The organism is Acidaminococcus fermentans, assembly GCF_009696675.1.
Lineage (GTDB): Bacteria > Bacillota > Negativicutes > Acidaminococcales > Acidaminococcaceae > Acidaminococcus.
Genome location: NZ_VULN01000013.1, coordinates 48,227 through 75,152 on the forward strand (window position 1 = coordinate 48,227; position 26,926 = coordinate 75,152).

The window sequence follows — 26,926 nt, forward strand, 5'->3', positions numbered from 1 at the left end:
GAGCCATTATGAGAGATGCCTATGTAAAGACCCTGGCGGAAATCCAGGACGATGTGCGGGTGCTGATCACCAGCCTGGAAAAGACCCTGGAAGAGACCAAGACGGCCCTGTTCAGCCAGGACCTGGACAAAGCCCGGATGGTCCGGGACGGGGACGACAAGTTCGACGAACAGATCCGGGGGATCATGCGGAAAGACCTGACCGTCCAGGTGCTCCAGTCTCCGGTGGCTTCCGACTGGCGGAGCCTGATGGGGACCTTCCGGGTGCTCAGCGAACTGGAACGGATTGCGGACCACTGCTCCGACATGGCCCTGTACATTGCCCGGATCCTGGAGCGGAATCCGGTGGTGAAGCCTCCTGAAGGGTTCAAAGAGATGTACGAGGACATGCAGTCCCTGCTGGAAGAAAGCTTCCGGTGCTACCTGGAAGGGGACGACGAAAAGGCCCGGTACATCGGGGACAAGGACGACATCGTGGATGCGGATTTCGAACGGCTGCTGCCCAGACTCACCGACGAGATCAAGAAAGATCCTGATGACGTGGCCTCTTACGTGGACTACGTGCTGCTCCTGAAATACATGGAACGGACCGCCGACCACGGCACCAACATCGGCAACTGGGTGCTGTACATGAAGAAGAACCTCCTGAAGGGGGACAATGGATTTACCATGGACTGAGGAAAAAGGGAGTGTGGAACGTGGAAAAACGCACGTTTCACACTCCCTTTTCGTCAACAGTCAGCGGTCAGCGGCCGGTGGTAGGCCTCTACCTGCCTTCCTTTCGGCTGGAGGAGAGGGGGAAGCCTGGGGGGGAAAGGCCCCTGTGGCAGGGCTTCCTGGCCCCGCTGCTCCTTGTGGGAGACGGCACCCTGGGCGGGGTGATCCCCCTGTGGCTGCTGCGGAAAAAGGATATTGCCCCGTATCTCTGAGGGGCTATGGTATAATGAGAACCATACGGACGGAAGAAACCGAAAGAAAGCAGGAAAAACCATGACTTTACAACAATTGCGCTATATTGTGGCCATTGCTGAGGCAGGGACCTTCAGCGGGGCGGCCAAAGCCCTGTTCATCACTCAGCCCAGCCTGACCAAGATGGTCCGGGAACTGGAACGGGAAATGGGTATCCAGATCTTCGAACGGACCAACAAGGGGGTCCATCTGTCCAGGGACGGGGAAATCTTCCTGGGCTATGCCCGGCAGGTGCTGGAACAGGCGGATCTTCTGGAATCCCGGTACAAGAAGCAGGCGGGAGGCAAGCAGGAATTTACCGTGTCCACCCAGCATTATTCCTTTGCGGTGAACGCCTTTGTGGACCTGATCAAGGAATACGGCCGGGACGCCTACGACTTCAGCCTCCAGGAGACCCAGACCTACACCATCATCGACGATGTGGCCCATATGCGCAGTGAAATCGGGATCCTGTACTACAACGATTTCAACCGAGCCGTGCTCCAGAAGATCTTCAAGGCCAACGACCTGGTGTTCCGGGAACTGTTCGTGGCCCGGCCCCATGTGTTCCTGAACGCCTCCCATCCCCTGGCAGGACGGGAAAGCGTCTCCATGGAAGAACTGGCCCCCTATCCCTATTTGTCCTATATCCAGGGGGACCACAACGCCTTCTATTTCTCCGAAGAGATCTTCAGCACCGTGGTCCGCAGCAAGAACATCCGGGTCACCGACCGGGCCACCCTGTTCAACCTGCTGATCGGCCTTAACGGATACACCGTTTGCAGCGGGGTCATCGACCAGAAGCTGAACGGGGCCAGCATTATCGCCGTGCCCCTCCAGAAAGAAGGGGACATGCACATCGGCCTTCTGAACCACAAACAGACCCATCTCAGCCGCCTGGGGAAAGCCTATGTGGAGGCCCTGGAACGGTATATTGCCGGGGTCCAGGGGCAGGAGCAGTTCCCAGTCACTAGTCAGCAGCTTAGGGAGGAAACCCGCCGGGCGGGTTCCTGAAAACGTATGAAATCCGGAGGCCGGGAAGGGCGGGCCCGGGGCTCTCCCTACGCCGTCGGGGTCGGATGTTTGAGTACGACACTCGGAGGAACGGAATTTTCGGCAACTTCGTTTCTTGGATTTTGTGAGGAACTCTGAATCCAGCGCGGTAGGGGCTTGCCCCAGGCGAGCCCATCCCGGCCTCCGGGTTTTGTCCCTGTCCCCCGGAATGCGCCTTTCTGGGACAGTAAAGACATTATTCGGAAATAACTATACATATAACTGGATATATGTAACAAAACGTACGGATTTTGCCATATTATTACTTTTATTGTATAATAGCTTTTGTGGAATCATAAAAGAAGCAAATACTTTTTATGAGAAAAATAAAAGAACACAACAGGCAGGGGAGATACAATGGAACTGAAAGAACAGCGGTATGTGTGCACGCTGGCGGAATGTGGGAATCTTACAAGGGCAGCGGACCGGTTGTACATATCCCAGCCGGCCCTGAGCATTTATATCAGCAATCTGGAAAAACATCTGGGGATGCCCCTGTTCGACCGGCAGGGAAAGAAATTCGAACTGACCAAGGCGGGGGAACGGTACGTCCATTACGCCCGGAAGATGCTGGAGGAATCCAACCAGTTTGACGAAGAACTGAGCATGCTCCTTAGTGATGAGTCCGGCCGGCTGCGGCTGGGGATTTCTCTCCTCCGGGGGGCCTGGCTGCTGCCCCGGGTATTCAAGACTTTCTGCAGCAAATGGCCCCATGTGGAACTGACCCTTCGGCAGGGGAACATTATGTTCCTGGACGACCTGCTGAAGAACCACGAACTGGACATGATCATCGTCAATGGAGAGAATCTGGACAAATCCATGGACCGCCGGGAACTGTTCCAGGAAGAATTCCTGGTGGCGGTGCCCCAGGGCCATCCCCTTAACAGCCAGGCTATATTCCGGGAAGGTCAGCCTTACGGGATCCTGTCTCCGGAAGCCCTGGACGGCCAGGTGCTCCTGTCCACCACCCAGGAGCAGTCCTCCCGGGAACTCCAGGAGAAAATCTTCCGGAAATACAAGATCCGGCCCCAGCACATCTATACCATCCGGAGCATTGAACTGATCCTCCAGATGGTGGCGGAAGGGTTCGGCATCACCCTGGTCCGGGAAGCCTTCACTCGTATCTTCCGGTATTCCAAAGCTGTGAACCTGTACCAGCTGGACATCCCGGAACACAAACGGACTGTAGTGGCCGCCTTCCATCATCGGGAAAAGCTCCCCCGGTACATGGAGGACATGATGGACCTGCTCCGGAAACGGGGCCTGGAAATCATGGCCGGAAGACTGTAACGGAAGAGGGAGTTTTAGTTTTTAAATATTACTCTTAATAAAAATATATTTCGAAAAAATCCATTTTCCTGGTATGCTTTAGTAAGATAAAGGATACAGAAAATGGATTTTTTTTCGTCCGATTTTGCATGTCTAGATAAATGTGTGACCAGGAGGCGGTATAATGGGCAGATGGCGGCAGAACACTGGACAGAGATATTTACATAATTATAAATAAAAAGAATAAAATATTCGTGAAACGTATCAAAAATTGTGGTATAATACAAAAATGTTCTTCCGTAAGAAATAACTGTTTTTATAGATAAACTTCATTGAGAACTTTGATATTCTGAACAAGAGAGATTCTTTACAGAGAAAGCGGGTATGATTATGGACAATCAGATGAGAAGAGAAAAACTGTACGAAATGCTGGAGAACGCCGAAGCACCCCTTACTGGGGTGGCACTGTCCAAGGCTTTGAACGTGACACGGCAGATCATTGTAGGGGATGTGGCCCTGCTCCGGAGCAGCGGGAAGAAGATCATCTCTACAGCCCGAGGGTATCAGCTGGCCGGAGAAGTGCCGGAAAAGGGATTTCACCAGGAATTCCGCTGCCAGAGCCGGAAAATGGATGCAGCAGAACTGGAAGCGGAATTGAACGTAGTGGTGGACAATGGAGGTATCGTCCGGGGACTGACCCTTGCCCACGAAGTGTACGGGGTAATCCAGGTTCCCATGGATCTGTACAGCCGCCGGGACGTGCGCCAATACATGGATCGGCTGAAAGAAGAAAAAGGGCCCCTGATTGTAACCATTACCCAGGGCCGTCACGTACTCCAGGTGGAAGCCCGGAATGACGAGGACCTGGAAGCCTTGGGAGAAGGGCTGAAGCAACTGGGGATATTGGCATAAGAGGGTGTGGAAACGCATTTTCACACCCGGTCTGTGGGGAAAACAGGCCTCTTGGATCTTTTAAATTATCAAAGTATTCCATTAATTTATTTTATGCCCGATGAAAAGGAAATGGGGAAAAGAAAAACACATACCAACACGTGTATAGACATGTGTTCCATAAAATAACACAAGAATATACATAAATTATAAATAATCTTTACAAGTTGTAAAAACTCTCCTGAGAATGGTAGCATAAGAACCGGAGAAACGGCATGGATTTTGCTGAAAGGGGAGAAAACAGCTCGCAGAGATTATTTTTTACGAATGAACCAATAATGATTCCTGAAAGAAAATTCAATGTGAAACAGAAATTTCACAAAAACAATTTTTTTTTCAAAAACGGAAATTTGTCTGTAGGGCAAACAGGGGCAAAAAGCCCGGAGAGGAAAGAAACCATGAACAGAATTTACAAGGTCATCTGGAGCAAAGTACGGAACGCCTATGTGGTGGTGTCCGAATTGGCCAAGAGCCATGGGAAGGACAAAAGTGAACGAATCAGCGGCGGAGCAGGGAAGAGCCTGAAGACCAGTCTCTTGGCTGTCTGTGCAGCCGGTGGCCTGCTGCTGAGCGGCGTGCATCCGGTATGGGCCGCCAGTTCGGTGGATGCCGGGACTACGTCTAATGGGGATATCAATACCTTGGCAGTGGGGAACGGATCCTCTGCCAATGGAAAGGGCGCCCTGGCCGTTGGCGGCAGCCAGGCTTCTGGAGACACAGCAGTGGCCCTGGCCTGGGGCAGCCAGGCTCTGTCCGACTATGCCATCGCCATCGGTCATTCTGCCCATGTGGGAAGCAGTTATACATATGTCCAGGATGGCAGTACCTTCGGTATCCGGGGGACGGCCCAGAATGCCATTGCCATTGGCAATACTGCCGTTGCCAATGGGAAGGACGATGTAGTCATCGGGGCCAACAATACAGCTGAGACGCCCACGGCTTCCTATGTGGAAACCAATAAAACCGGAGCTTATGCTCAGGGCGGCCGGGTCATTGTGGGCCATGACAACAGTATCAATGGGCGTTCCGGCAATTCCACCGCCATCGGATCCGCCAATACCATCAATGCGGTCCACGGGATTGCCATCGGCCAAAATGTGCAATCCGGGCAGACAGCAGGTACAACTGGGAAAAAAGTGGATGGAACCTCCACCGTCTTGGAATATGAAAACAGTATGGTCATTGGGGTAAACAGCAAAGCCTTGTCCAGCAACTCTATTGCTTTGGGGAATGGGGCCGTTGCCGGAAATGAGCGGACCACCGATATTGATACGGATTGGAATGGCAAGGGCGCTGTTGCTATTGGGGAAACAGCGCAGGCAACGGGCTATTATTCCTTGGGCTTGGGTGCAGAGAGCCGGTCTACGGGGGATAGGACGGTGGCTTTGGGTCATGGGACCCAGGCTTCGGCACAGTTGGCTACAGCTCTTGGTTCAGAAGCTACTGCCAGCGGTGCACGCAGTACCGTTGTAGGTGAAGAAGCCAGCGCTTCGGCTACCAGGGCCATTGCAGTAGGCGCCAAAGCAAAAGCAGCTGGGCGTTTTGCAGTAGCGATAGGCGAAGAAGCAGATGGCAGCGGTGAGAACGGAACGGCTGTGGGGCCGGAAGCCAAAGCACAGGGGAAAAACAGTGTGGCTGCCGGTTATCAGGCGGCGGCTCTTTCCGAAGGTGAAATTGCCATTGGCACAGGCGCCGGCAATGGAGATAACCGGAGCAATGTAAACAATGCCGTTTCCATCGGTACCAGTGCCCATTCCCGGGAAGCCGGCGGTGTGGCTTTGGGGAATGCAGCCCTGGCCAATCTGGGGAAATCCGTGGCTATTGGTGACAGTGCCAAGGCCAACAATGCGGACAGCATCGCCATCGGCAGCGGAGCTACAGCCAATGGCAGTGTCGGCAGCATAGCCCTTGGCAGTAACTCCTCTGTAGGCCGTGCTGCTGGTGCGGCGGGTGGTCCCCGCTGGAGTACTTCGGCAGCTATAGGCGGCCGCTGGTATACTTGGGCATCGGCCAAAAACTCTACGGAAAGCACAGGGGGCACCTGGACCAGTACCATCGACCCTAAGTCTACCGTATGGCAAAGCAATCTGGGCGCTGTTTCCATTGGTACCGACGGCCTGAGCGGCACCACCTACACCCGCCAGCTGACGGGCCTGGCCGCTGGTACCCAGGATACGGATGCGGTGAACGTGGCCCAGTGGAAAAACACCATGCTGGCCACCATCGGGGATGCCAAGGAAGACAGCAGCAATACCCGTTACGGCTCAGATGGTGTGGCCCGGAACGTAACCCGTCTGGTCGATGAATATCTGACTTTGACCGGTGCTGCTGACAACGGCACGACTCTGACCAAAGGCCAGCTGACCACCGATGCCAATATCGGTACCATTGTAGGCGACAATAAGATCACCTTCCGACTGGCCAAAGATCTGAAGAGCCTGGATTCCGTCACTGCTGGGAACACAAAGATGGAATCGGCTGGTATTACCATTACCAATAGCGATAGCAAGAAGAGCATTACATTGGACGGAACCAATGGCCGGGCTATTATCGGTGGCGTGACTGTTGGACATGTAAATGATGGGGATTTAGAGACTTCAACTCATACTGTAGTACCGGCGGGGAACTATGCGTACAATTTGACCAACACCACTTGGAATCCGTCTACTTATGTATCAGGTCGGGCTGCTACGGAAGATCAGCTGTACAGTTTGGGCACCCAAGTGGCCGGTGACATCAATACTATAAATCAAGTGCTTGGTGACGGCAGTTTTGGGCTTTCCGCAGATGATGATGCAAGTACATCTACAAATCTGGGCAGTACGATTAAGGTAAAGGGCGACGGCCAGAATATTGCGACCAAAGTAGATGGTACAGATCTCCAAATCGAACTGAACAAAGATCTGAACCTGGGAGCCAACGGTTCCGTGACCATGGGGAATACCCTGCTCAACGGGTCCGGACTGACACTCAGCGGTGCCGATGAAAACAGCAAGATCCAGATTTCCCAGGGGAATGTTTCCATGGGTGGGCAGCAGATCCACAACGTGGCCAATGGGACGGAAAATACAGATGCAGTAAATCTGTCCCAGCTGAACGAAGTGAAAAATATGGCTGGCAAGCAGACTGCCATTACCGTGGAAGGGGGAACGAAAGCTGGGACGGATACCTATACCGGAACCAATCTCCAGCTGAAATCCTCTACGGATTCCAATGGTCTGACCACCTACGACCTGAAACTCAATGATAACCTGAACATCGGCGGTGCCGGGAAAGACGGCGCTCCGGGCCAGGATGGCCATATGGGCATCAACGGGGCCGACGGGAACTCCGGCGTGGCCATCGACGGCAAAGACGGCATTTCCATCAAGGGAGAAAACGGCAAAGATGGCGTCACCATCAAAGGCATCGACGGGAAAGACGGCGTCGATGGTGCCGAAGGCCATATCGGTCTCAACGGGAAAGACGGCATTACGGATATCTGGACGACGGCAGGTACACCTGGCCTGAACGGCAAGGATGGGGAAACCATGACCCGGATTGTTTACAAAGATCCGAAGGGTGATACCCACGAAGCTGCCACCCTGGATGACGGCCTGAAATTCGGCGGCGACTTTGGCACGGCTTCTGCTGTGAAACTGAACAAGCAGGTCAACGTCAAGGGCAATGCCAAGAATGAAGCCGACCTCACGGATGGGAACATCGGTGTGGTATCCAGCCAGGACAGCGACAACGGTCAGCTGCTGGTGAAATTGAACAAGGATCTGAACCTGGGGGATAGTGGCTCTGTTAAGATGGGCAATACGACCATCAACAACCGTGGTGTCACCATCACGAATACGACGAACCCGACTGACACGACAAAGAATGTCAGCCTGACGGATCAGGGCCTGAACAATGGCGGCAATAAAATCACGAATATCGCGGCAGGTGATGTCAGCGAAAATTCGACGGATGCCGTCAATGGCAGCCAGCTGCATGAAGTCAAGCAGACGATTGAGAATGTCGACAAACACCATACGGAAGTTAAGGCCAATGGTGAAGCCGCTCCTGCTGCTGAAGGTACCTATACGGAAGGCAATCTCCAGATTGCCCAGACGACGGCTGTTGATGGGCATAAGATCTATGATCTCAAGCTCAGCGATAACCTGAACATCGGCGGTGCCGGGAAAGACGGCGCTCCGGGCCAGGATGGCCATATGGGCATCAACGGGGCCGACGGGAACTCCGGCGTGGCCATCGACGGCAAAGACGGCATTTCCATCAAGGGAGAAAACGGCAAAGATGGCGTCACCATCAAAGGCATCGACGGGAAAGACGGCGTCGATGGTGCCGAAGGCCATATCGGTCTCAACGGGAAAGACGGCATTACGGATATCTGGACGACGGCAGGTACGCCTGGCCTGAACGGCAAGGATGGGGAAACCATGACCCGCATCGTCTATAAGGATCCGAAGGGGGATACCCATGAAGCTGCCACCCTGGATGACGGCCTGAAATTCGGCGGCGACTTTGGCACGGCTTCTGCTGTGAAACTGAACAAGCAGGTCAACGTCAAGGGCAATGCCAAGAATGAAGCCGACCTCACGGATGGGAACATCGGTGTGGTATCCAGCCAGGACAGCGACAACGGTCAGCTGCTGGTGAAATTGAACAAAGACCTGAACCTGGGAGCCAACGGTTCCGTGACCATGGGGAATACCCTGCTCAACGGGTCTGGACTGACACTCAGCGGTGCCGATGAAAACAGCAAGATCCAGATTTCTCAGGGGAATGTTTCCATGGGTGGGCAGCAGATCCACAACGTGGCCAATGGGACGGCAAATACAGATGCAGTAAATCTGTCTCAGCTGAATGAAATCAAAAATGCCGGTGTCAACGGCGGCTTTGGGTTGGCTGCCGATGATGGGAACTCTGTGAAGAAAAACCTGGGAGAAACGGTCACTGTCAAAGGAGACGGAACCAACATCTCTACCAAAGTGGACAATGGTGCCATTCAAGTGGAATTGAATAAAGACATCCATCTGGGTATGGATGGCAGCGTAACAGCCGGCGAAACTACTATCAACAAAGATGGAGTGGATACCAACCAAGTCAAAGTCGGTGACATCACCATTACCAAAGACGGCATCAATGGTGGCCAGCAGCAGATCACCAACATGGGCAGCGGCATCCACGGGCAGGTCTACGACACCAGTACGGCCGGCCAGGAAAACTGGAACAATGCCGCCAGTGTTGGGGATGTGCATACCATCATCGGAGAAGAAGCCGGCAAAGTAGCAGACGCAGTGAAAGCCAAAAGCGGCAAGAACATCACCGTGGATGCCGACAACAAAGTGAACCTGAATGACGATATTACTCTGGGGGATGCTGATGATGCGTCCAAACAGGTGAAAATCGACGGGAACAAGGCCCAGATCATCCTGGGGGGCAAAACAGTCCTGGGGAATCAGAATGGCGGCGGAGCCAACCCGGATGCTGGCAGCTATCTGACCGGTCTGGACAACAAGAACTGGGATGCTTCCAATATCCAGTCCGGACGGGCCGCTACGGAAGACCAGCTGAAAGTGGTGGATGACAAAATCTCCGGCGGACGGAAGTTTACCGGGGACGACGGCCAGCAGCTGACCGTGGGCCTGGGCCAGGATCTGAGTCTCACCGGCGGTGCCCAGGCGGACAATCTGTCCGACGGGAACATCGGCGTGGTGAAGAACGGAGACAGCGGTCTGTCTGTGAAACTGGCCAAAGACCTTACCGGGCTTACCAGTGTCACCACCGGCAATACTACCATGACCAGCGACGGAATCACCATCAAGAGCAGTGACAGCAGCAAAGGCGGGGACATCAAGCTGGCCACAGGAGACATTTCCATGGGCGGAAGCCAGATCCACGATGTGGCACCGGGTACCCAGGGAACCGATGCGGTGAACAAGAACCAGTTGGATTCTGCCGTGAACCAGGTGGGCCGGTCCATCACCAAACTGGACGCCCGGGTAGACCGGGTGGGGGCTAATGCAGCAGCCCTGGCGGCTCTCCATCCTCTGGATTTCGATCCAGACGACAAACTGGACTTTGCAGTGGGTGCCGGCAGTTACAGCGGCGCCAATGCAGTGTCCCTGGGGGCTTTCTACCGGCCCAACGAGGATGTGATGTTCAGCCTGGGAGGCAGCGTCGGCGGCGGTGAAAACATGGTGAATGTGGGGGCCACCTTCAAATTGGGCCAGCACAACCATGTATCCAACAGCCGGGTGGCCATGGCCAAGGAAATCCGGAGTTTGAAGGAATTGGTGGCCAAACAGGATGGGGAAATGCAGCAGCTGAAGACCCTGATGAACCAGATGGCCGGCAGGACGGTGCTGAAAGTGGACAAAGACACCCTGTTCCCGGATATCCCTGAAAACCACTGGGCCTATGACTACGTGACCAAACTGGCCAAAGCGGGAATCGTGGAAGGGTATCCGGATGGAGAATTCAAAGGGGACCGGATGATGACCCGGTATGAATTCGCAGCCCTGGTCTATCGGGCCATTATGGCCGGAGCCGGGTCCAATCCGGCTTTGGATCAGGATGGTACCCTGGGCAGATTGGTGAAGGAGTTCGACGGGGAATTGAAATACATCCGCATCGACGTGATCGAAAAAGACAAACACGGCAATCCCAGTATCGAAAGAGTACGGACCGTGGAAGACAGCAAAAAACATTATGGGAAGTAATGTGAAGAGGGCTGTTGCCCATGCAACAGCCCTCTTCACATGGATAATCCAGGTACCCTGCTGAAAATGGCAGGGTATTTCTTATGGGACAGGAGGACAGAGAGGTTTTCCAGGGGACAGGCAAGGACCATACAGCTACAAGACAGAAGGGAAACAGAAAGGAAAAGAAAAAAGCGGGAGTTGTTGATGATATAGATAGATGAAATATAAAATTGGACTAATGTAAAGATATTTTATTTATATTATATACATATTGTAAATAAAATGACATATTGATAGGATTATACCACCAAATAGGCAAGGATTCATGGGGAAAAAGGAGAGCATATGAACAAATTTGTATCAGGTGGTATGAAACTGTCAGGAACGGCAAAAAGGAAAGGACAAAAAGAAGTACGGGGTGCTGTTTTGACTCTGCTGGTCCTGGCCGCTTTGGGCAACTGCGCCTATGGGGCGGACAGTGCAGCAGGATCCGGCAATGGTGTGGCTGTGGGCACAGGAAGCAGCGCTCCCAAAGCAGAGAATGTGGCCCTTGGCAAAGGGGCCGGCATTTCCTATTCCAACGGAGCCAGGAATGCTACCGGGGATATTGCGGTGGGAAACGGAGCCAACATCAACAACTACGCCAGCCAGGGCGGCAGCATCGCCATTGGCAAAAATGCCAGGATCGAAAATATGGCCGGAGGAGGAGAAGCCAGTTTTGCCTTTGGCCAGACAACCTACAGCGGAAGCTGGTGGTCTTCCGCACGGATCCCGGCCGATCCCACAAAGGTCGTGGGGAGCATTGCCATGGGGGACAATACCTTTGCCCGTACCGGCAGCATCATGATTGGGTCCCACAATTACAAGGGAGAACTGGGAGATACTACCGTGGACAGTGCTTCCACCCGGACCAGTGCCCTAAATGTATATGCCACCACCATCGGGGCCAACAGCTTCAGCAACGGGGCGTTCACCACCAGCACCGGTGTGTACAACATCATTTCCAGTGAATACAACGGGGGCCGTACGGCCAATCCGGTGAAGAACCTGGGGGCCACCATCAACGGAGCTCTGAACAGCGTTGAATCCATGGGAGGAAACTATTATGCAGGGATTGCCAATACCATCAGCGGGGTAGCCAACCGGGCGGTCAATTCCAACGGGGCGCTGATTTATGGGGCCGGGAACGAAATCACCAATTCAGTGACAAGTCTGGACGGTGTTCCCACGGACAGCGGAGATTCCGCCAAAGCCTTTGCGGACAAACTTCGGACGGCCATTGCCGCCTCCGACAGCGGCGGGGCCACCCTGGCCATCGGGGGCGGGAACAAGGCGGATTACACCCAGAAAACAGCCATTATCGGGGTGGGGAACCAGGTGACCGGGACCAGCGGAGCCGTCAGTACGAACAATATGATTTCCGGATACAAAAATACCGCTTCCAATGTCCAGCATGTGTCCGTGATCGGGTCCGGCAATACGGTGGAAGATACGGATACGGCTTTGTTGCTGGGGGATAACCGTACTCTTTCTTCCGCCATCAACAGTATTGTGATTGGTTCGGCGGACAATGTGACTGCTACGGACCAGCAGAATGTGGTGGTCCTGGGCCACAATGCCAATGCGACAGTGAAAGGGGGCGTGGCCCTGGGGAGCGGGTCCCTGGCTTCGGTGGAAGCGGGAGAAGCCGGCTATGATCCTTCCACTAAACAGGCCTCCACAGATACTTCCTCCACCTGGGTGGCAACAGGAGCCGCCGTGGCCGTAGGCAGCGGAACGGAACTGACCCGGCAGATCACCAGTGTGGCCGCCGGGACCCGGGACACCGATGCGGTGAACGTGGCTCAGTTGAAAAAAATCAGTACGGATGTGGAGAAAAATACGGGAGACATCAGGAATCTTACCGGGGACGTCCAGAACATGGGAAGCCGCATTACCAAACTGGACGCCCGGGTGGACCGGGCAGGGGCCAATGCGGCAGCCCTGGCGGCTCTCCATCCTCTGGATTTCGATCCGGACGACAAACTGGATTTCGCCGTGGGTGCCGGCAGTTACAGCGGCGCCAACGCCGTGGCCCTGGGGGCCTTCTACCGGCCCAACGAGGATGTAATGCTCAGCTTGGGAGGCAGCACCGGCGGCGGTGAAAATATGGTGAACGTGGGCGCTACCTTCAAACTGGGCCAGCACAACCATGTGTCCAACAGCCGGGTGGCCATGGCCAAGGAAATCAAGGACCTGCGGAAAGAAGTGGAAAACCTCCGGGGAGCCCTGGTGGATGTATCCGCCGGCCGGAAGCTGGATCCCACCCTGACCAAACTGTTCCCGGATGTGGAAAAGAACCACTGGGCCTATGAGGAAATCGCCCAGCTGTACGGAAACGGCATGGTGGAAGGGTATCCGGACGGAGAATTCAAAGGGGACCGGATGATGAGCCGGTACGAATTCGCCATGGTGGTCTACCGGGAAATGCAGAAGGGCGCCCGGCTCAGTGAACGGCTCCTGAATGAGTTCGAACCGGAACTGGAACGGATCCGGGTGGACACCATTGCCAAAGACAAAAACGGCAATCCCACCATCCAGCGGGTCCGGGTGATCAAAGGAAGAGGATGACAGGGAGTGTGAAAAGCGGCAAAGCCGCTTTTCCGTCTCACGCCAAAGGAGACCATCTGCCGCAGGCAGATGCTTTTGAAGAGAGACGCAGCCCTACGCTGCTAACCCACCACCAGCCTATCGGCTGGTCCCCCGCCCTTGCAAAGGGCGGAGATACCTGTGGAGAACGCCAAAAAATGCCGGGCGGCGACCCCCGCCCTTACGAAGGGCGGAGATACGCTCGGGGCTTCGCCACATTGCTTTCGTGACACGTGGGCCGTGCCCTAGTGTCACTATCCGCCCTTTGCAAGGGCGGGGGACCGTTGCGCTTGCGCAATGGTGGTGGGTTAGCAGCGTTAGCTGCGTCTTTATTCAAAGGAACTCGGTCACGGGTTCCTTCCATAACGACTCACGATGAACGATCAACGAATCCTCTCCTTTTAAATTTTCAATATCATTCTTAACAAAAACCTAACATAAAAAAGTTCTCCTTCGCTCCTGCGCTTTACCTGGATAAAAGGCAGCACGGGGCCGGAGGGCTTTTTTGTTTTTCTGGATACAGCCCTGGGACAGGTGCATGGACTTGTTCCATTAACCAAAGTTTATGGCCCGGTTAAGTTTCCTATAATGGGAAAATCCTGTAGTTACTGGTATAGTGAAGATGCGGAAAAGGAACGGATTGCAGTGGGGTGGAAAAATCCGGGAACAAGGACTTTTTACACCACTGAATGGATAATAATTCCTTTTGAGAAAGAAAATAAAATCAATATGAATCATTGAAAAACAGACCGAACAGGGAATCCGAAGTTGGACAGGGGGCGTGTTGGTATGACGGGCGTGGAAAGAAAAATCGTTTTTGCACTGGCATCCATGGCGGTGTGGGGGGTGGCCCTGCCTGCAGCGGCAGAGACACATGATAAGATCGGGATTTCGGTAACCAGGGATACGGTGATGGCAGATGAAACCAAAAGTCCATTCACTGCCTATGCAGAGCCGTTGGAGATAGGGCTGAAGAATATCATAGGCATACAAGTGTCCCAGGGGGCTGCCTTGGATCTGGGAAAGCAAAGTGAAACGATTACAACGGCTGGTGGATCCATTGATGGAGATGGTAAATGGGATATCATCAGTTTGGAAGTCAAGGACCAGGGAAGCAGTCTGCTGGGCGGTGCGCAGACCACTATCCAGGCAATCCAGGAAACGGATGGTACCCATAATGTGATTGGATTGGAAGCCCAGGCCGGTACAGCCGTAACGCTGGGAGAACAGGCTTCCATCACAGCAACAGTGAATCCCGAACTGGTTACTACAGGCTCCAGTGGCCCATACAAAAACACGCGCAGCTATGGAATGATTGTCAATGGATCGGTTGTTGAACTGGGACCTGATGCCACGGTAGAATCGTCTAATGGATATGATGCCACAGGTGTCCTTACCCAAAATGAGGGAGGGAAAACGACCCTGGGAGACTCAGCACGGATTCAGGTATCCAGCCCTGCTGGTTTTGTGACTGGGATATTTACAAAAGATAAGGGAACCACTATCTTGGGCCGCAATGTGGTTGTTGCAGCCGATGCGTCGGTGGCTGCTTACGGGATAAATACCGGCAGCCAGGGGAAAACAGTGGCAGGAGATGGACTTTCCGTTACGGCAGACAACAAAGGAGATGGTTTTACATATGCCATTTTTACCAGTGACAACGGAAATGCTGAAATCGGCGATGATGCTTCTCTGACAGCCACAAACAGAAATGGAGGAAGTATTGCCGGCATTGACACCGAATCCGGGGGCACTGCCTCAGTCGGAAACCGTGCATCCATTACCGTGTCCAACACCGGGGGGAATGCTATAGGGATTTCCAGTTATGGAGGTACCACCCTGACGGGAACCGATACTTCCATTACCGTAAACAGTCTGGAAGGAATGGGGATTTATACCGATAGTGGAACCACCTCTCTGGAAAGCGGCTCCATCGCTGTAAATGGTAAAGGCGGAATGGGGATTGTCAGCTATAATAACGGATATACTGTTGCAGGTGACCATACCTCCATTACCGTAACCGGGGAAAAATCAGAAGATCTGGGAGGCAGCAAAGGCATTTACAGTTTTTACGATGGCATCACCAGTCTGGGAAATAACGCCTCCATTACCGTAACCGGCAGCGAAGGAACAGGGATTGTCAGTGAAGAAGGCGGGAAAACGATTGTTGGTGAAAATGCTTCTGTTACGGTAAAAGGGGAAAACGGCGTGGGTATTTCCAGCCTTTCCCAGGGAATCACCAGCCTGTTGGACAATGCCACCGTTGCGGCGGAAGGCCGTGGTGTAGAAAGCAAAACATCCGGCGCCGTTATCTTTGCAGGCAGCGCCAACATTATAGGGGGGCAGTACTCCCTGTTCAGCCAGGACACGGACAGTATTATCGACCTGACGGCCGCCGGCACCCGGAAAACCATCCAGGGGAACATGCTGGCCAGCAATGGGGGCACGATTCGTGCCGTGCTGGATACGGGGGATTCCTTCTTTACCGGGGCTTCTGGTGTGGAGGGAGAGGGCAGTGAACTGGAACTGGACCTGGCCAACGGGGCCCGGTGGAATATGACCGGGGACAGTTCTGTCACCCATCTTACCCTCGACAGCGGGGCTATGGTCAACATGGCGGCCAATCCGGCGTATCAGCAGCTGTCGGCTGACACTTTCAGAGGCAGCAACGGGATCTTCTACATGAAAACAGACCTGGACAGCCAGATCGACGGGGACAAGGTGCACCTGAAAGAGGCGGAAGATGGTGCTTCCGGGAAAATCCAGGTTTATGACGCCAGTTTTGCCCGGGGGAAGGAAGTCACCGGGACCCGGCATCTGCTGCTGGTCACCGATGACCGCGGCAGGGCTTCCTTTACCGGTGAAAACCTGAATCGGGGCGGCCTGTGGGATGTGACGCCCACCATCCAGAACGGGTCCTATGTGCGGAACTCCATGGGGGTGACGGATGCCCAGGACACGGAATGGTACCTGACCAAACTGGAAAAGACCGTAAATGCGGACACCCGTCCGGTGCTCAACAGCGGGGACAGTGTGTACGGGTTCTACCGGTTGAGCCTGGATACCCTCCGCCAGCGCCGGGGGAACCTGCGGCAGCGGAAGTTCCAGAGTGACGATGCAGATGGTCTGTGGGCCCGGAATCGGGGCGGCCGGTTCAGCGGACCGGGATTTACCAGTCGGTACAACCTGTTCCAGCTGGGGTACGATGTGCACCACAACCCAGGAAGCGTGTACGGATTCTTCGGGGAACGGGGAATCGCCTCCCCGGATTACCAAACCGGCAGCGGCCGGGAACATACCCTGGCCGGAGGCCTCTACGGCACCTGGTACGGCAGCCATGGCAGCTACACCGATGTGGTGGCCCGGGTGGGCCGGGACGACAGCCACATCAGCACCTGGGGGCCTTATCCGGACAAGGCGGATTACCGGACCCGGGAACAGAGCCTGAGCGTGGAATACGGGAAGACCCTGTACCTGGACAAGGATAAAGAACTGTTCCTGGAACCCCAGAGCCAGCTGGTGCTGGGCCACTTGAGCAGCACCCGGTACACCACCAGCCGGGGTACGGACGTGTACCGGGAAGGGTACAACAGCGCCATCGGACGGCTGGGGATCCTGATCGGCAAGAGCCACAAGGAGGGAAAGCATCCCTTTGATTATTACGGAAAGGTATCCTGGCTCCACGAATTCGGCGGGGCCCAGACGGTGGCCATGGCGGCCCGGAACGGGGAAACCCTGGAAACGGCCGTGGACCACGGGGACAGCTGGTGGGAAGCCGGGTTTGGAGGAACCTACCGGTTCAGTCCCAAGATCCAGGGATACGCAGATGTAAGCCGGACCTTCAGCAGCCAGATCCGCACCAAATGGCAGGTGAATGCCGGGGTGAGCTGGCAGTTCTGAATGGGATCGAGCAGAGGGAAGAGTTTGGAGGGAATCCGGGACGGGTTCCTGAAAACGTATGAAATCCGCAGGCCGGGAAGGGCGGGCCTGTGGCACGCCCCTACGCCGTTGGTACCGGAGGTTGGGGATATGGGTCAGGAGGACGGATTTTTCGACAATCCCGTTTCTGTGATTTTCCATTGGTCCGCTGACCCCAACGCTGTAGGGGATTGCCGCAGGCGGGCCCTTCCCGGCCTCCGGGTTTTATGGTCAAAAGCAGATGCGGGAGCATCTGCTATCCTTACTGGTTAACGACAAACGATGAACTTTCAGACCGGCCGGTGCCGGTCTGACTTCTTTTTTTACATAAATCAAATTATCCATAAATTCTAATGAATACAGGTTAAGCTTTCGGTTATAATAAAGGCGTGCACTTTATTACGCTGGAATGGGAAAGGGGGACCGCAGGAAGGCAGCAGTTCAAGTTTTTGTATCAGAATTTACAGAATTGAATGACGGAACGGAGGAGTACAATCATGAAAGAATCCAACTGGAGTGTACTGCTGGGGGCGGCCTTCCTGATGGCCACCTCGGCCATCGGACCGGGATTCCTGACCCAGACCACGGTGTTCACCGGCAAACTGGGGGCCAGCTTCGGCTTTGTGATCCTGGCCACCATCCTGATCCACGCCATTACCCAACTGAACGTGTGGCGGATCATCGCGGCGTCCAAAAAGCCCGGCCAGGACATTGCCAACGCCCTTTTGCCCGGGCTGGGGTATTTTGTTTCCGCCCTGGTGGTGGCCGGGGGTCTGGCCTTCAACATCGGAAACGTTGGGGGCGCTGGCCTGGGCCTCAATGTGCTCCTGGGAGTTTCCCCAGTAACCGGGGCTCTCATCAGCACGGTGATCGCCGTGTTCATTTTCCTCAATAAAAGTGCCGGGGCCCTGATGGACCGGTTTGCCCAGATTGTGGGAGGTCTGATGGTGCTTCTGACCATTTACGTGGCCATCACTTCCCATCCTCCCGTGGGCCTGGCCATTGCCAAAACCGTCATGCCGGATACGGTGGATGTGATGTCCATCGTCACCCTGGTAGGGGGCAGTGTAGGGGGCTACATCACCTTTGCCGGGGGGCACCGGCTGCTGGATGCAGGGATCACCGGGGTGGAAAACATGAAGGAAGTGAACAAAAGCTCCGCCATGGGGATTGGCATCACCAGCCTGATGCGGGTGCTGCTGTTTTTGGCCACCCTGGGGGTCATTTCCCAGGGGCTGACCCTGGACCCGGCCAACCCGCCGGCTTCTGTGTTCAAACTGGCCGCCGGTGACCTGGGGTACAAGATCTTCGGGCTGGTGATGTGGTCTGCGGCCATCACTTCCGTGGTGGGCTGCGCCTACACTTCCGTTTCCTTCATCCGGACCTTCAGCCCGGTGCTGGAAAAATACCACCGGTACCTGATCATCGGTTTCATCCTGTTCTCCTCCTTCATCTTCTCCTTCATCGGCAAACCGGTGACGGTGCTGGTGGTGGTGGGGGCCCTGAACGGCCTGATCCTGCCTATTGTGCTGGGCTCTCTGCTGCTGGCGGCCAAGAAGGAAAAAATCGTGGGGGCTTACAAACATTCTTCTTTCCTGTTCTACACCGGCTGGCTGGTGTTCGCCGTGATGCTGTACATGAGTCTCCAGACCATCCTGAAGATGCTGGGGTGAAATTTTGTGAATGTATTACAAATTTGACACAATAGAGGTGTGTATACAGTATAAGGTGAAGAAATTGTGACAGAGTTAATTGGAAACAAAAATCATGGTAATATCGTTAATGTTCGTAGCGTAGCATAAAGAAAGGAGTAGTAATATGAAAATCGATTTGAATTCTGACCTGGGAGAAAGCTTCGGCGCTTACAAAATCGGGATGGATGACAAGGTCCTGCCTCTGGTGACTTCGGCCAACATTGCCTGCGGGTTCCATGCCGGGGATCCTTCCGTAATGAAGAAAACCGTGGATCTGGCAGTGAAAAGCGGCTGTGCCCTGGGGGCTCATCCCGGGTATCCGGATCTGGTCGGATTCGGCCGGCGGAAAATGGCCGTTTCCCCGGCGGATGTGTACGCCATGGTGGTGTACCAGGTGGGGGCTCTCAGCGCCTTTGCCAAAGCGGCAGGTACCCGGCTCCAGCATGTGAAACCCCATGGGGCCATGTACAATATGGCGGCCAAGGATCCGGCCCTGGCGGAAGCCATTGCCCAGGCCATTTATGATGTGGATCCGGAAATCATCCTGTTTGCCCTGGCTGGCAGCGAAAGCGTCAAGGCAGCGGAAAAAGTCGGTTTGAAAGTGGCTTCTGAAGTGTTTGCAGACCGGAGCTATCAGGAAGACGGTTCTCTGACTCCCCGGACCCAGCCCGGTGCCATGATCACCGATGAAGAGGCCTCCATCGCCCAGGTGCTGTCCATGGTGCTGAAGGGCCAGGTGACCACTCTCAGTGGCAAGGTGATCCCGGTGAAGGCGGATACCATCTGCGTCCATGGGGACGGGGAAAAGGCCCTGCTGTTTACCCAGAAGATCCGGAAAGCCCTCCAGGAAAACGGGGTGGAGATTGCTGCCGCCGGCAGCTTCCTGAAATAATTTCATGCAAAGGAGAATCTGCTTATGGATTACAGCCAAATGAATCCCAGTGAAGTCCGGAAACTGATCCGGGAAGGGAAAATCACCAGCTTCACCAGCGGCATGTGCAACGGGTATGCCCAGGCCAACCTGGTGGTGCTGCCCAGGGAACTGGCCTTTGATTTCCTCCTGTTCACCACCCGGAATCCCAAGCCCTGTCCGGTGCTGGACGTAACGGAAGTGGGGAGCCCGGTGCCCAAAGCGGTGGCCCCGGATGCGGACCTGCGGTATGACATCCCCAAATACCGGATCTACCGGCACGGGGAACTGACCGACGAAGTGACGGACCTGAGCGGGTACTGGCGGGATGACCTGGTGGCCTTCCTGCTGGGGTGCAGCTTCTCCTTTGAAGGGCCCATGCTGGATGCGGGGCTGGATGTGCGGCACATTACGGAAAACCACAATGTGCCCATGTACATCACCAACATTCCCTGCACTCCGGCCGGGGTGTTCCATGGGCCCATGGTGGTTTCCATGCGTCCCATGACTCCCAAAGCGGCCATCCGGGCCATCCAGGTGACCAGCCGGATGCCCAATGTCCATGGGGCTCCCATCCATTTCGGCGACCCGGCGGCCATCGGCATCCAGGACATCAGCAAACCGGATTTTGGAGATCCCTCCACCATCCGGGAAGGGGAAGTGCCGGTGTTCTGGCCCTGCGGGGTGACGCCCCAGGCGGTGGCCATGGCGGTGAAGCCGGAATTCATGATCACCCATGCGCCGGGACACATGTTCATCACCGACGTGAAGAATGCGGATCTGAGCGTGCTGTAAAAAAGAGAAAAAGCAGCCGGACCGTTTCCAAAAGCCCAGAAAAACCATAACAGGATCCAAATGAGGGGGAAGTTGTTATGAAAAAAGAATCCAACATCAGCGTGCTGCTGGGGGCAGCCTTTCTGATGGCCACATCCGCCATCGGGCCGGGCTTCCTGACCCAGACCACTGTCTTTACCGGCCAGTTGGGAGCCAGCTTCGGCTTCGCCATCCTGGCCATGATCATCATCGATGCCATTGCCCAGCTGAATGTGTGGCGGGTGATTGCCGTAGCCAAAAAGCCCGGCCAGGACATTGCCAACATGGTGCTGCCCGGCCTGGGATATCTGGTGTCCGCCTTTGTGGTGTTCGGGGGCCTGGCCTTCAACATCGGCAATCTTGGGGGTGCCGGCCTGGGGCTCAATGTGCTGTTCGGGATCTCTCCCATTGTGGGGGCTCTCATCAGCGCGGCCATTGCCATCTTCATCTTTTCCAGCAAAGAGGCGGGAACCCTGATGGACAAGTTCGCCCAGATTGCCGGAGGCGTCATGGTACTGCTCACTGTCTATGTGGCGGTGACCTCCCATCCTCCAGTGGGGGAAGCGGTGGCCAGGACCTTTATGCCTGAGCACATCGATCTGATGTCCATCGTCACCCTGGTGGGAGGCAGCGTAGGAGGCTACATCACCTTCGCCGGCGGCCACCGGCTGCTGGATGCGGGAATCTGCGGAGAAGACAAGCTGGACCAGGTGAACCGGAGCTCTCTGACTGGCATCGGCATCACCAGTGTTATGCGGGTATTCCTGTTCCTGGCGGCCCTGGGGGTCATCAGCCAGGGCTTTACCCTGGATCCTTCCAACCCGCCGGCTTCCGTGTTCAAGCTGGCTGTGGGGGAAGTGGGGTACAAGATCTTCGGCGTGGTCATGTGGTCCGCGGCCATTACCTCGGTCATCGGCTGCGCCTATACTTCCGTTTCCTTCATCCGTACCTTCAGTCAAGGACTGAACAAAAACTACCGGTATCTGATCATTGGATTCATCATCTTTTCCGCTGCTGTGTTCGCTTTCATCGGCAAACCGGTGAAGGTACTGATCCTGGCCGGGGCCCTGAACGGGCTGATCCTGCCTCTGGTACTGGGAGCCCTGCTCCTGGCATCCCGGAAAAAGGCCATTGTGGGGGATTATCAGCATCCCCGGTTCCTGTCGGTCACCGGCTGGATCATCTTCGCTGTGATGCTTTGCCTGGCAGTGGAAACAGCAGGCAAATTACTCCCCAAACTGTTGGGATAAAAAGGTGGAATAACCATGGAAAAAGCAACAGCATATCTGCAGGCTGCCCAGATCCGCCCGGTGGGAGAAGGGGCCCTGATGGTCTCCTTCGGCAATACCATCGACCCGGAGATCCTCCGGTGTGCCCGGGCTCTGGTGACGGAACTGGAACAGCATCCTTTCCCGGGACTCCTGGAATTTGAAGCTTCCTACACCGGTGTGACGGTGTTCTACGATCCCCTGGTACTGGCCCGGGAATCTTCTCTGCCGGAGGACCACTGGCTGTCCAAAGGCTACCGGGAAGCGGCGGCCCGGGTGAAAAAACTCCTGGAAGGGATCCGGTTCACCAAGGAAAAGAAAGGGGACCGGATCCGGATCCCTGTGTGCTACGGCGGGGAATACGGACCGGATCTGGAAGAAGTGGCGGAGTACCACCATATGACGCCGGAAGAAGTGGTGAAAATCCACACTGGCGGGGACTATCTGGTGTATATGATCGGGTTCGCCCCCGGTTTCCCCTATGTGGGAGGACTGCCTCCGGAAATCGCCACCCCCCGGAAGAAGACTCCCCGGCTGGCCATCCCTGCCGGGTCCGTGGGCATTGCCGGTTCCCAGACCGGTGCCTATCCCCTGGAAACCCCTGGAGGCTGGCAGCTGATCGGCAGGACTCCCCTGGCCCTGTTCCGTCCCTGGGATCTGGAACATCCCAGCCTGCTCCAGGCCGGTGACCGGCTGGAATTTGTCAGCATAACTCCTGAGGAATACAAGGAACTGGCAGCGAAAGAGAAGGAAGGTGGCCGGAAATGAAGATTATGGTGAAAAAAGGCGGCCCTCTCACTACGCTCCAGGATACGGGCCGGTACGGATTCCAGAAATACGGGGTCCTGGTCAGCGGGGCCATGGACCTGTTCAGTTTGAAACTGGGGAATATCCTGGTAGGCAACAAAGCCCGGGAAGGGGCTCTGGAAATGACCATGAGCGGGCCCTTCCTGAAGCTGCCGGCAGGACTGGTGTTCGCCCTTACCGGGGCGGACCTGGGGGCGAAACTGGGGGGCAGACCGGTGCCTCTCAACCGGGCGGTGTATGTGAAGGAAGACAGCACCCTGTCCTTCGGCTTTGCGGCCCAGGGGGCCCGGGGCTATCTGACGGTGGCCGGGGGCTTTGCCGTGCCGGCAGTGATGAACAGCAAAAGCACCTATCTCCGAGCCAAAATCGGCGGAGTGGGAGGTGCTCCTCTGGCTGACGGCACGGAACTTGAAACCGGGGAACTGACGGCGGAACAGGAAGGGCTGAAGGCTGTGCTGGCCAAAACGGGAGGCAAGCCTTTCAGCACCTTGGGCTGGTCTGTGGAAACCACCGGCCTCTTTACCGGGGAGCCCATTCGGGTGACCCAGGGACTCCAGGCGGACTGGTTTGACAATGCCACCCTTCAGGAGTTCTTCCACAGCAGCTACACCATCACAGCCCAGTCGGACCGGATGGGATACCGGCTCAGCGGAGCACCGCTCCACTACCGGGACAGCAGCCTGGAGATGATCTCCGAACCAGTGACCTTCGGGTCCATCCAGGTGCCGGCAGACGGGAATCCCATCATCCTGATGGCGGACCGGCAGACCACCGGGGGCTATGCCAAGATCGGACAGGTGATCCAGGCGGATCTGCCCCGGCTGGCCCAGATGAAGCCGGGACAGACCATTTATTTCCGGCCGGTGACCCTGACCCAGGCGGAAAAAGCCCTGGCCCGGCAGGAGGAGTTCCTGGATCATGTAAAAAAGATGGTACAGCGGTAAAAAAGAAAGGGTGCTGCGCAAGACGGGCAGTACCCTTTCTTTTTTCACCGAGAACAATTTACACGAAGCTGATATAATAGAGCCAGTACAGTGCCGGCAGGGAGCCGGGAGAAGGAGGAATCGGACATGACATTGGCAGTGCAGGACTATCTGAAAGATCTGGAAACCCTGGTGAATACGGAAAGCTTCAGCCGGGACCCGGAAGGGACCGCTCAGGTGGCGGCCTGGATCCGCCGGCGGCTGGAGGGAGCCGGCTGGCATACAGAAACCATTTCCGTGGGAGACCAGGTGGGCCCCTGCGTAAAGGCAGTGTGGGGGAACCCGGACCATTATGACGTAATCCTCCTGGGCCATATGGATACGGTGTTCCCCAAAGGCACCGTAAAGGACCGTCCTTTTTCCATTGAGGGAGACCAGTACAAAGGCCCGGGCTCCGCGGATATGAAATGCGGGGACCTGTTCATGGTGTACCTGGCGGAAGCGGTGAGCCGGGAAAAAATCCAGGGGAACATCTGCCTGCTGTTCAATCCGGATGAGGAAATCAGTTCCCGGTATTCCCGGCCGGTAATCGAACGGGAAGCCCGGAAGGCGGACCATGCCCTGATCATGGAAAGTGCCCGGCCCAATGGGGACCTGGTGAACCAGCGGAAGGGCATCTGCAAGTACACACTGACCTTTACGGGCATTGCATCCCACGCCGGGGTGAACCCGGATAAAGGAGCCAGCGCCATCAATGAATTCATCCGCTGGGGAGAAAAGATCATTGCCCTGGCTGACCGGGCTGCCGGCACTACTGTGAATATCGGACTGGTACAGGGGGGCACCGCTGCCAATGTGGTGGCCGCCCAGTGCCGGTGTGTCATCGATGTGCGGATCGAAAAGAGCAGCGAAGGGGAACGGATCGACCGGGCCATCCGGGAACTGGAAGCTCATCCCTTCGATGACCGGGTGAAGGTCCAGGTGGAAGGGGGCGTGGCCCGTCCGCCCATGAAGCCTACAGAAAAATCCCTGGCCTTCTGCCGTCTGGCAGAGCAGGTGGCTCAAAAAGAGGGTATCTCCTTCCAGTGGCAGGCTGCCGGCGGGGGAAGCGATGGCAACTTCACCTCCGCCCTGGGGATCCCCACCCTGGATGGCCTGGGCCCCATTGGAGGCAATGGCCATGCGGTAACGGAATACGGCCTGATCAGCAGTCTGGAACCCCGGTTCCGGTTCCTGAAGGCCCTGGTGGAAGCGGTGCTGACCAAATGAGGGATACGTCACTGGTGTATCTGCTGGACGGAGAAAACCGGGTGCTCCTGGGCCGGAAGCGACGGGGCATGGGCGTGGGCAAGTGGAACGGCTTCGGAGGGAAAATCGAGCCGGGAGAAACCATGCGCCAGTGCGCCGTACGGGAGCTCCGGGAAGAAAGCGGCCTTGAGGTCCGGCCGGAAGACCTGGACCTGATGGCGGATCTGTACTTTGACCAGCCTTCTGACGGCACATGGTCCCATGGAGGCATGGTGTATTTTGTCCGCCGGTGGCAGGGAGTGCCCCGATTGTCGGAAGAAATGGAACCCAGGTGGTTTTCCCTGGACCAGCTGCCCTATGAGGAAATGTGGGAGGCGGACCGGATCTGGCTGCCCCGGCTGCTGGCCGGGAAACAGCTCCGGGGGACCATCCTTTTTGCCCCGGACGGGGACCATGTAATCGATTCTGTGTTCCAGGAGGTCCATCTGGATGAAACCAAATAACTGGACGGAAACTCTCCTGGCCTGGTTCGATGGCTTTCGGCGGGAGCTGCCCTGGCGGGAGTCCCATCCCCGGAATCCCTACCATGTGTGGGTATCGGAAATCATGCTCCAGCAGACCCGGACGGAAACGGTAAAAGGGTATTTCCACCGGTGGATGGAACAGTTCCCCACCATCCGGGATCTGGCCCAGGCACCGGAAGACCAGGTGCTCCGGGCCTGGCAGGGGCTGGGGTATTACAGCCGGGCACGGAACCTCCACAAGGCGGCCCGGCAGGTGATGGTGGAATGGGACGGTCAGCTGCCCCGGGACCGGAAGGCCCTGGGGGACCTGCCAGGCATCGGAGCCTATACGGTGGGAGCCATCCTGTCCATGGCCTTTGGGGAAAAGGTTCCGGCAGTGGACGGAAACCTGCTCCGGGTGCTGGCCCGGCTTTACGGAGTGGAAGAAGACATTACCGGCACCCAAGGAAAGAAAACCATTACGGCCCTGGCAGAAGCCGCCATACCGGCAGACAGGCCCGGGGACTTTAACGAAGCTATGATGGACCTGGGGGCGGAAGTATGCATCCCCAAACATCCCCGGTGCGGGGAATGTCCCCTGCGGGAATCCTGCCGGGCTCTGAAAGAGGAGAAGACGGAGGTTTTGCCGGTGCGCAAAGCCAAAGCCCCCCAGAAGGAACTGGCGGCAGCCTGCGGCCTGGTGTGCCGGGAAGGCCGGTATCTGCTCCACAAACGGCCGGCCAAAGGGATGTTGGCTTCCATGTGGGAATTCCCCATGGTGCTGGATCCGGACCCGGACAAGGCCAGGGCAGGACTGGAACAGCTGCTGGAGGGAGCTGCAGGGCCGGAGCTGTGGCATCACAGGCATGTGTTCACCCACCAGATCTGGCACATGACCGGCTATGGGATGAACGGAGGAGACTGTCCTGAGGAGGGATCTCCGGACTGGGCCTGGCTGGCTCCGGAAGAGTGGGACCAGCGCCCTCTGGCAGGACCTCATGCCAAATTGGCTGCCTGGCTGAAAAAAACTGTTGACAGCAAAGAGAAGGTTTGATATTATATACAAGCTTTCTCTTTGAGGAAGCAGACAAGTCAGAGGAATGAAAGACAAAGAAAAAAGTTGTTGACAAATTCCAAATGATTTGTTAATATAAATGAGCTGTTACAAACAGCGAGGTTGGAACCCTGAAAACTGAATATTGTTGACAGATGTGCGGGTCAAGTCACTTTTAGTGATGAGATCGAGTCACCTGGATGACAACCAGGTTAAAAAATCAAAGCTAGTTTTTCGAGAGCCAT

General features: G+C 55.8%; 17 protein-coding genes. All 17 read left to right on the forward strand.

What is annotated here, in order from left to right:
- Window positions 1-8 precede the first annotated feature (8 nt).
- The 17 genes from phoU (at window position 9) to mutY (ending at window position 26,681) form a co-directional block, all read left to right on the forward strand.
- Window positions 9-677 carry a phosphate signaling complex protein PhoU gene (gene phoU / locus FX155_RS09210; protein ID WP_154488487.1) on the forward strand — a complete coding sequence of 223 codons (669 nt, stop codon included), beginning with the start codon at window positions 9-11 and terminating at the stop codon, window positions 675-677.
- 20 nt (window positions 678-697) lie between these two features.
- Entirely contained in the window at window positions 698-928 is a 231-nt protein-coding gene (locus FX155_RS09215; RefSeq protein WP_154488488.1) for a hypothetical protein, read from the forward strand.
- A gap of 61 nt (window positions 929-989) precedes the next feature.
- Window positions 990-1,961 (forward strand): LysR family transcriptional regulator, encoded by a 972-nt coding sequence (locus FX155_RS09220; RefSeq protein ID WP_154488489.1) that lies wholly within the window; start codon window positions 990-992, stop codon window positions 1,959-1,961.
- Window positions 1,962-2,357: 396 nt separating this feature from the next.
- On the forward strand, window positions 2,358-3,290 hold the full coding sequence (locus FX155_RS09225; protein WP_154488490.1) for a LysR family transcriptional regulator: 933 nt from the start codon (window positions 2,358-2,360) through the stop codon (window positions 3,288-3,290).
- A gap of 369 nt (window positions 3,291-3,659) precedes the next feature.
- Window positions 3,660-4,181: a transcription repressor NadR gene (locus FX155_RS09230; protein WP_195839644.1), complete on the forward strand. Its 522-nt coding sequence runs from the start codon at window positions 3,660-3,662 to the stop codon at window positions 4,179-4,181.
- Between the two features lie 437 nt (window positions 4,182-4,618).
- Window positions 4,619-10,933, forward strand: coding sequence for an ESPR-type extended signal peptide-containing protein (locus FX155_RS09235; protein WP_195839645.1), 6,315 nt, complete (start codon window positions 4,619-4,621; stop codon window positions 10,931-10,933).
- A 351-nt stretch (window positions 10,934-11,284) separates the two neighbouring features.
- Complete coding sequence (locus FX155_RS09240) at window positions 11,285-13,525, forward strand: YadA-like family protein (RefSeq protein WP_419144611.1); 2,241 nt, start codon at window positions 11,285-11,287, stop codon at window positions 13,523-13,525.
- An 807-nt stretch (window positions 13,526-14,332) separates the two neighbouring features.
- Window positions 14,333-17,443 carry an autotransporter outer membrane beta-barrel domain-containing protein gene (locus FX155_RS09245; RefSeq protein ID WP_154488494.1) on the forward strand — a complete coding sequence of 1,037 codons (3,111 nt, stop codon included), beginning with the start codon at window positions 14,333-14,335 and terminating at the stop codon, window positions 17,441-17,443.
- Window positions 17,444-17,958: 515 nt separating this feature from the next.
- On the forward strand, window positions 17,959-19,134 hold the full coding sequence (locus FX155_RS09250) for an NRAMP family divalent metal transporter (RefSeq protein WP_154488495.1): 1,176 nt from the start codon (window positions 17,959-17,961) through the stop codon (window positions 19,132-19,134).
- Window positions 19,135-19,279: 145 nt separating this feature from the next.
- Window positions 19,280-20,047, forward strand: coding sequence for a LamB/YcsF family protein (locus FX155_RS09255; RefSeq protein WP_154488496.1), 768 nt, complete (start codon window positions 19,280-19,282; stop codon window positions 20,045-20,047).
- A 24-nt stretch (window positions 20,048-20,071) separates the two neighbouring features.
- Window positions 20,072-20,860: a putative hydro-lyase gene (locus FX155_RS09260; RefSeq protein ID WP_195839646.1), complete on the forward strand. Its 789-nt coding sequence runs from the start codon at window positions 20,072-20,074 to the stop codon at window positions 20,858-20,860.
- A 77-nt stretch (window positions 20,861-20,937) separates the two neighbouring features.
- Window positions 20,938-22,128, forward strand: a complete 1,191-nt coding sequence (locus FX155_RS09265) for an NRAMP family divalent metal transporter (protein WP_154488498.1) — start codon at window positions 20,938-20,940, stop codon at window positions 22,126-22,128.
- Window positions 22,129-22,143: 15 nt separating this feature from the next.
- Window positions 22,144-22,914: a 5-oxoprolinase subunit PxpB gene (pxpB, locus tag FX155_RS09270; RefSeq protein WP_154488499.1), complete on the forward strand. Its 771-nt coding sequence runs from the start codon at window positions 22,144-22,146 to the stop codon at window positions 22,912-22,914.
- Window positions 22,911-23,897 (forward strand): biotin-dependent carboxyltransferase family protein, encoded by a 987-nt coding sequence (locus tag FX155_RS09275; protein WP_154488500.1) that lies wholly within the window; start codon window positions 22,911-22,913, stop codon window positions 23,895-23,897. Before pxpB ends, FX155_RS09275 begins: the two co-directional genes overlap by 4 nt.
- 126 nt (window positions 23,898-24,023) lie before the next feature.
- Window positions 24,024-25,145, forward strand: coding sequence for a M20 family metallopeptidase (locus tag FX155_RS09280; RefSeq protein WP_022487585.1), 1,122 nt, complete (start codon window positions 24,024-24,026; stop codon window positions 25,143-25,145).
- A complete protein-coding gene (locus FX155_RS09285) occupies window positions 25,142-25,627 on the forward strand; it encodes an 8-oxo-dGTP diphosphatase (protein ID WP_022487584.1) in 486 nt (161 codons plus the stop codon). Before FX155_RS09280 ends, FX155_RS09285 begins: the two co-directional genes overlap by 4 nt.
- The gene (mutY, locus tag FX155_RS09290; protein WP_154488501.1) at window positions 25,614-26,681 is read left to right on the forward strand and encodes an A/G-specific adenine glycosylase; all 1,068 of its coding nucleotides are present in this window, start codon (window positions 25,614-25,616) and stop codon (window positions 26,679-26,681) included. The genes FX155_RS09285 and mutY overlap by 14 nt, the downstream gene beginning before the upstream one ends.
- The last annotated feature ends 245 nt before the right edge of the window (window positions 26,682-26,926 follow it).

Coding starts and splice junctions, on each gene's coding strand:
- phoU (WP_154488487.1), top strand. CDS start 9: ATGAGAGATGCCTATGTAAAGACCCTGGCGGAAATCCAGGACGATGTG.
- FX155_RS09220 (WP_154488489.1), top strand. CDS start 990: ATGACTTTACAACAATTGCGCTATATTGTGGCCATTGCTGAGGCAGGG.
- FX155_RS09225 (WP_154488490.1), top strand. CDS start 2,358: ATGGAACTGAAAGAACAGCGGTATGTGTGCACGCTGGCGGAATGTGGG.
- FX155_RS09230 (WP_195839644.1), top strand. CDS start 3,660: ATGGACAATCAGATGAGAAGAGAAAAACTGTACGAAATGCTGGAGAAC.
- FX155_RS09235 (WP_195839645.1), top strand. CDS start 4,619: ATGAACAGAATTTACAAGGTCATCTGGAGCAAAGTACGGAACGCCTAT.
- FX155_RS09240 (WP_419144611.1), top strand. CDS start 11,285: ATGAAACTGTCAGGAACGGCAAAAAGGAAAGGACAAAAAGAAGTACGG.
- FX155_RS09245 (WP_154488494.1), top strand. CDS start 14,333: ATGACGGGCGTGGAAAGAAAAATCGTTTTTGCACTGGCATCCATGGCG.
- FX155_RS09250 (WP_154488495.1), top strand. CDS start 17,959: ATGAAAGAATCCAACTGGAGTGTACTGCTGGGGGCGGCCTTCCTGATG.
- FX155_RS09255 (WP_154488496.1), top strand. CDS start 19,280: ATGAAAATCGATTTGAATTCTGACCTGGGAGAAAGCTTCGGCGCTTAC.
- FX155_RS09260 (WP_195839646.1), top strand. CDS start 20,072: ATGGATTACAGCCAAATGAATCCCAGTGAAGTCCGGAAACTGATCCGG.
- FX155_RS09265 (WP_154488498.1), top strand. CDS start 20,938: ATGAAAAAAGAATCCAACATCAGCGTGCTGCTGGGGGCAGCCTTTCTG.
- pxpB (WP_154488499.1), top strand. CDS start 22,144: ATGGAAAAAGCAACAGCATATCTGCAGGCTGCCCAGATCCGCCCGGTG.
- FX155_RS09275 (WP_154488500.1), top strand. CDS start 22,911: ATGAAGATTATGGTGAAAAAAGGCGGCCCTCTCACTACGCTCCAGGAT.
- FX155_RS09280 (WP_022487585.1), top strand. CDS start 24,024: ATGACATTGGCAGTGCAGGACTATCTGAAAGATCTGGAAACCCTGGTG.
- FX155_RS09285 (WP_022487584.1), top strand. CDS start 25,142: ATGAGGGATACGTCACTGGTGTATCTGCTGGACGGAGAAAACCGGGTG.
- mutY (WP_154488501.1), top strand. CDS start 25,614: ATGAAACCAAATAACTGGACGGAAACTCTCCTGGCCTGGTTCGATGGC.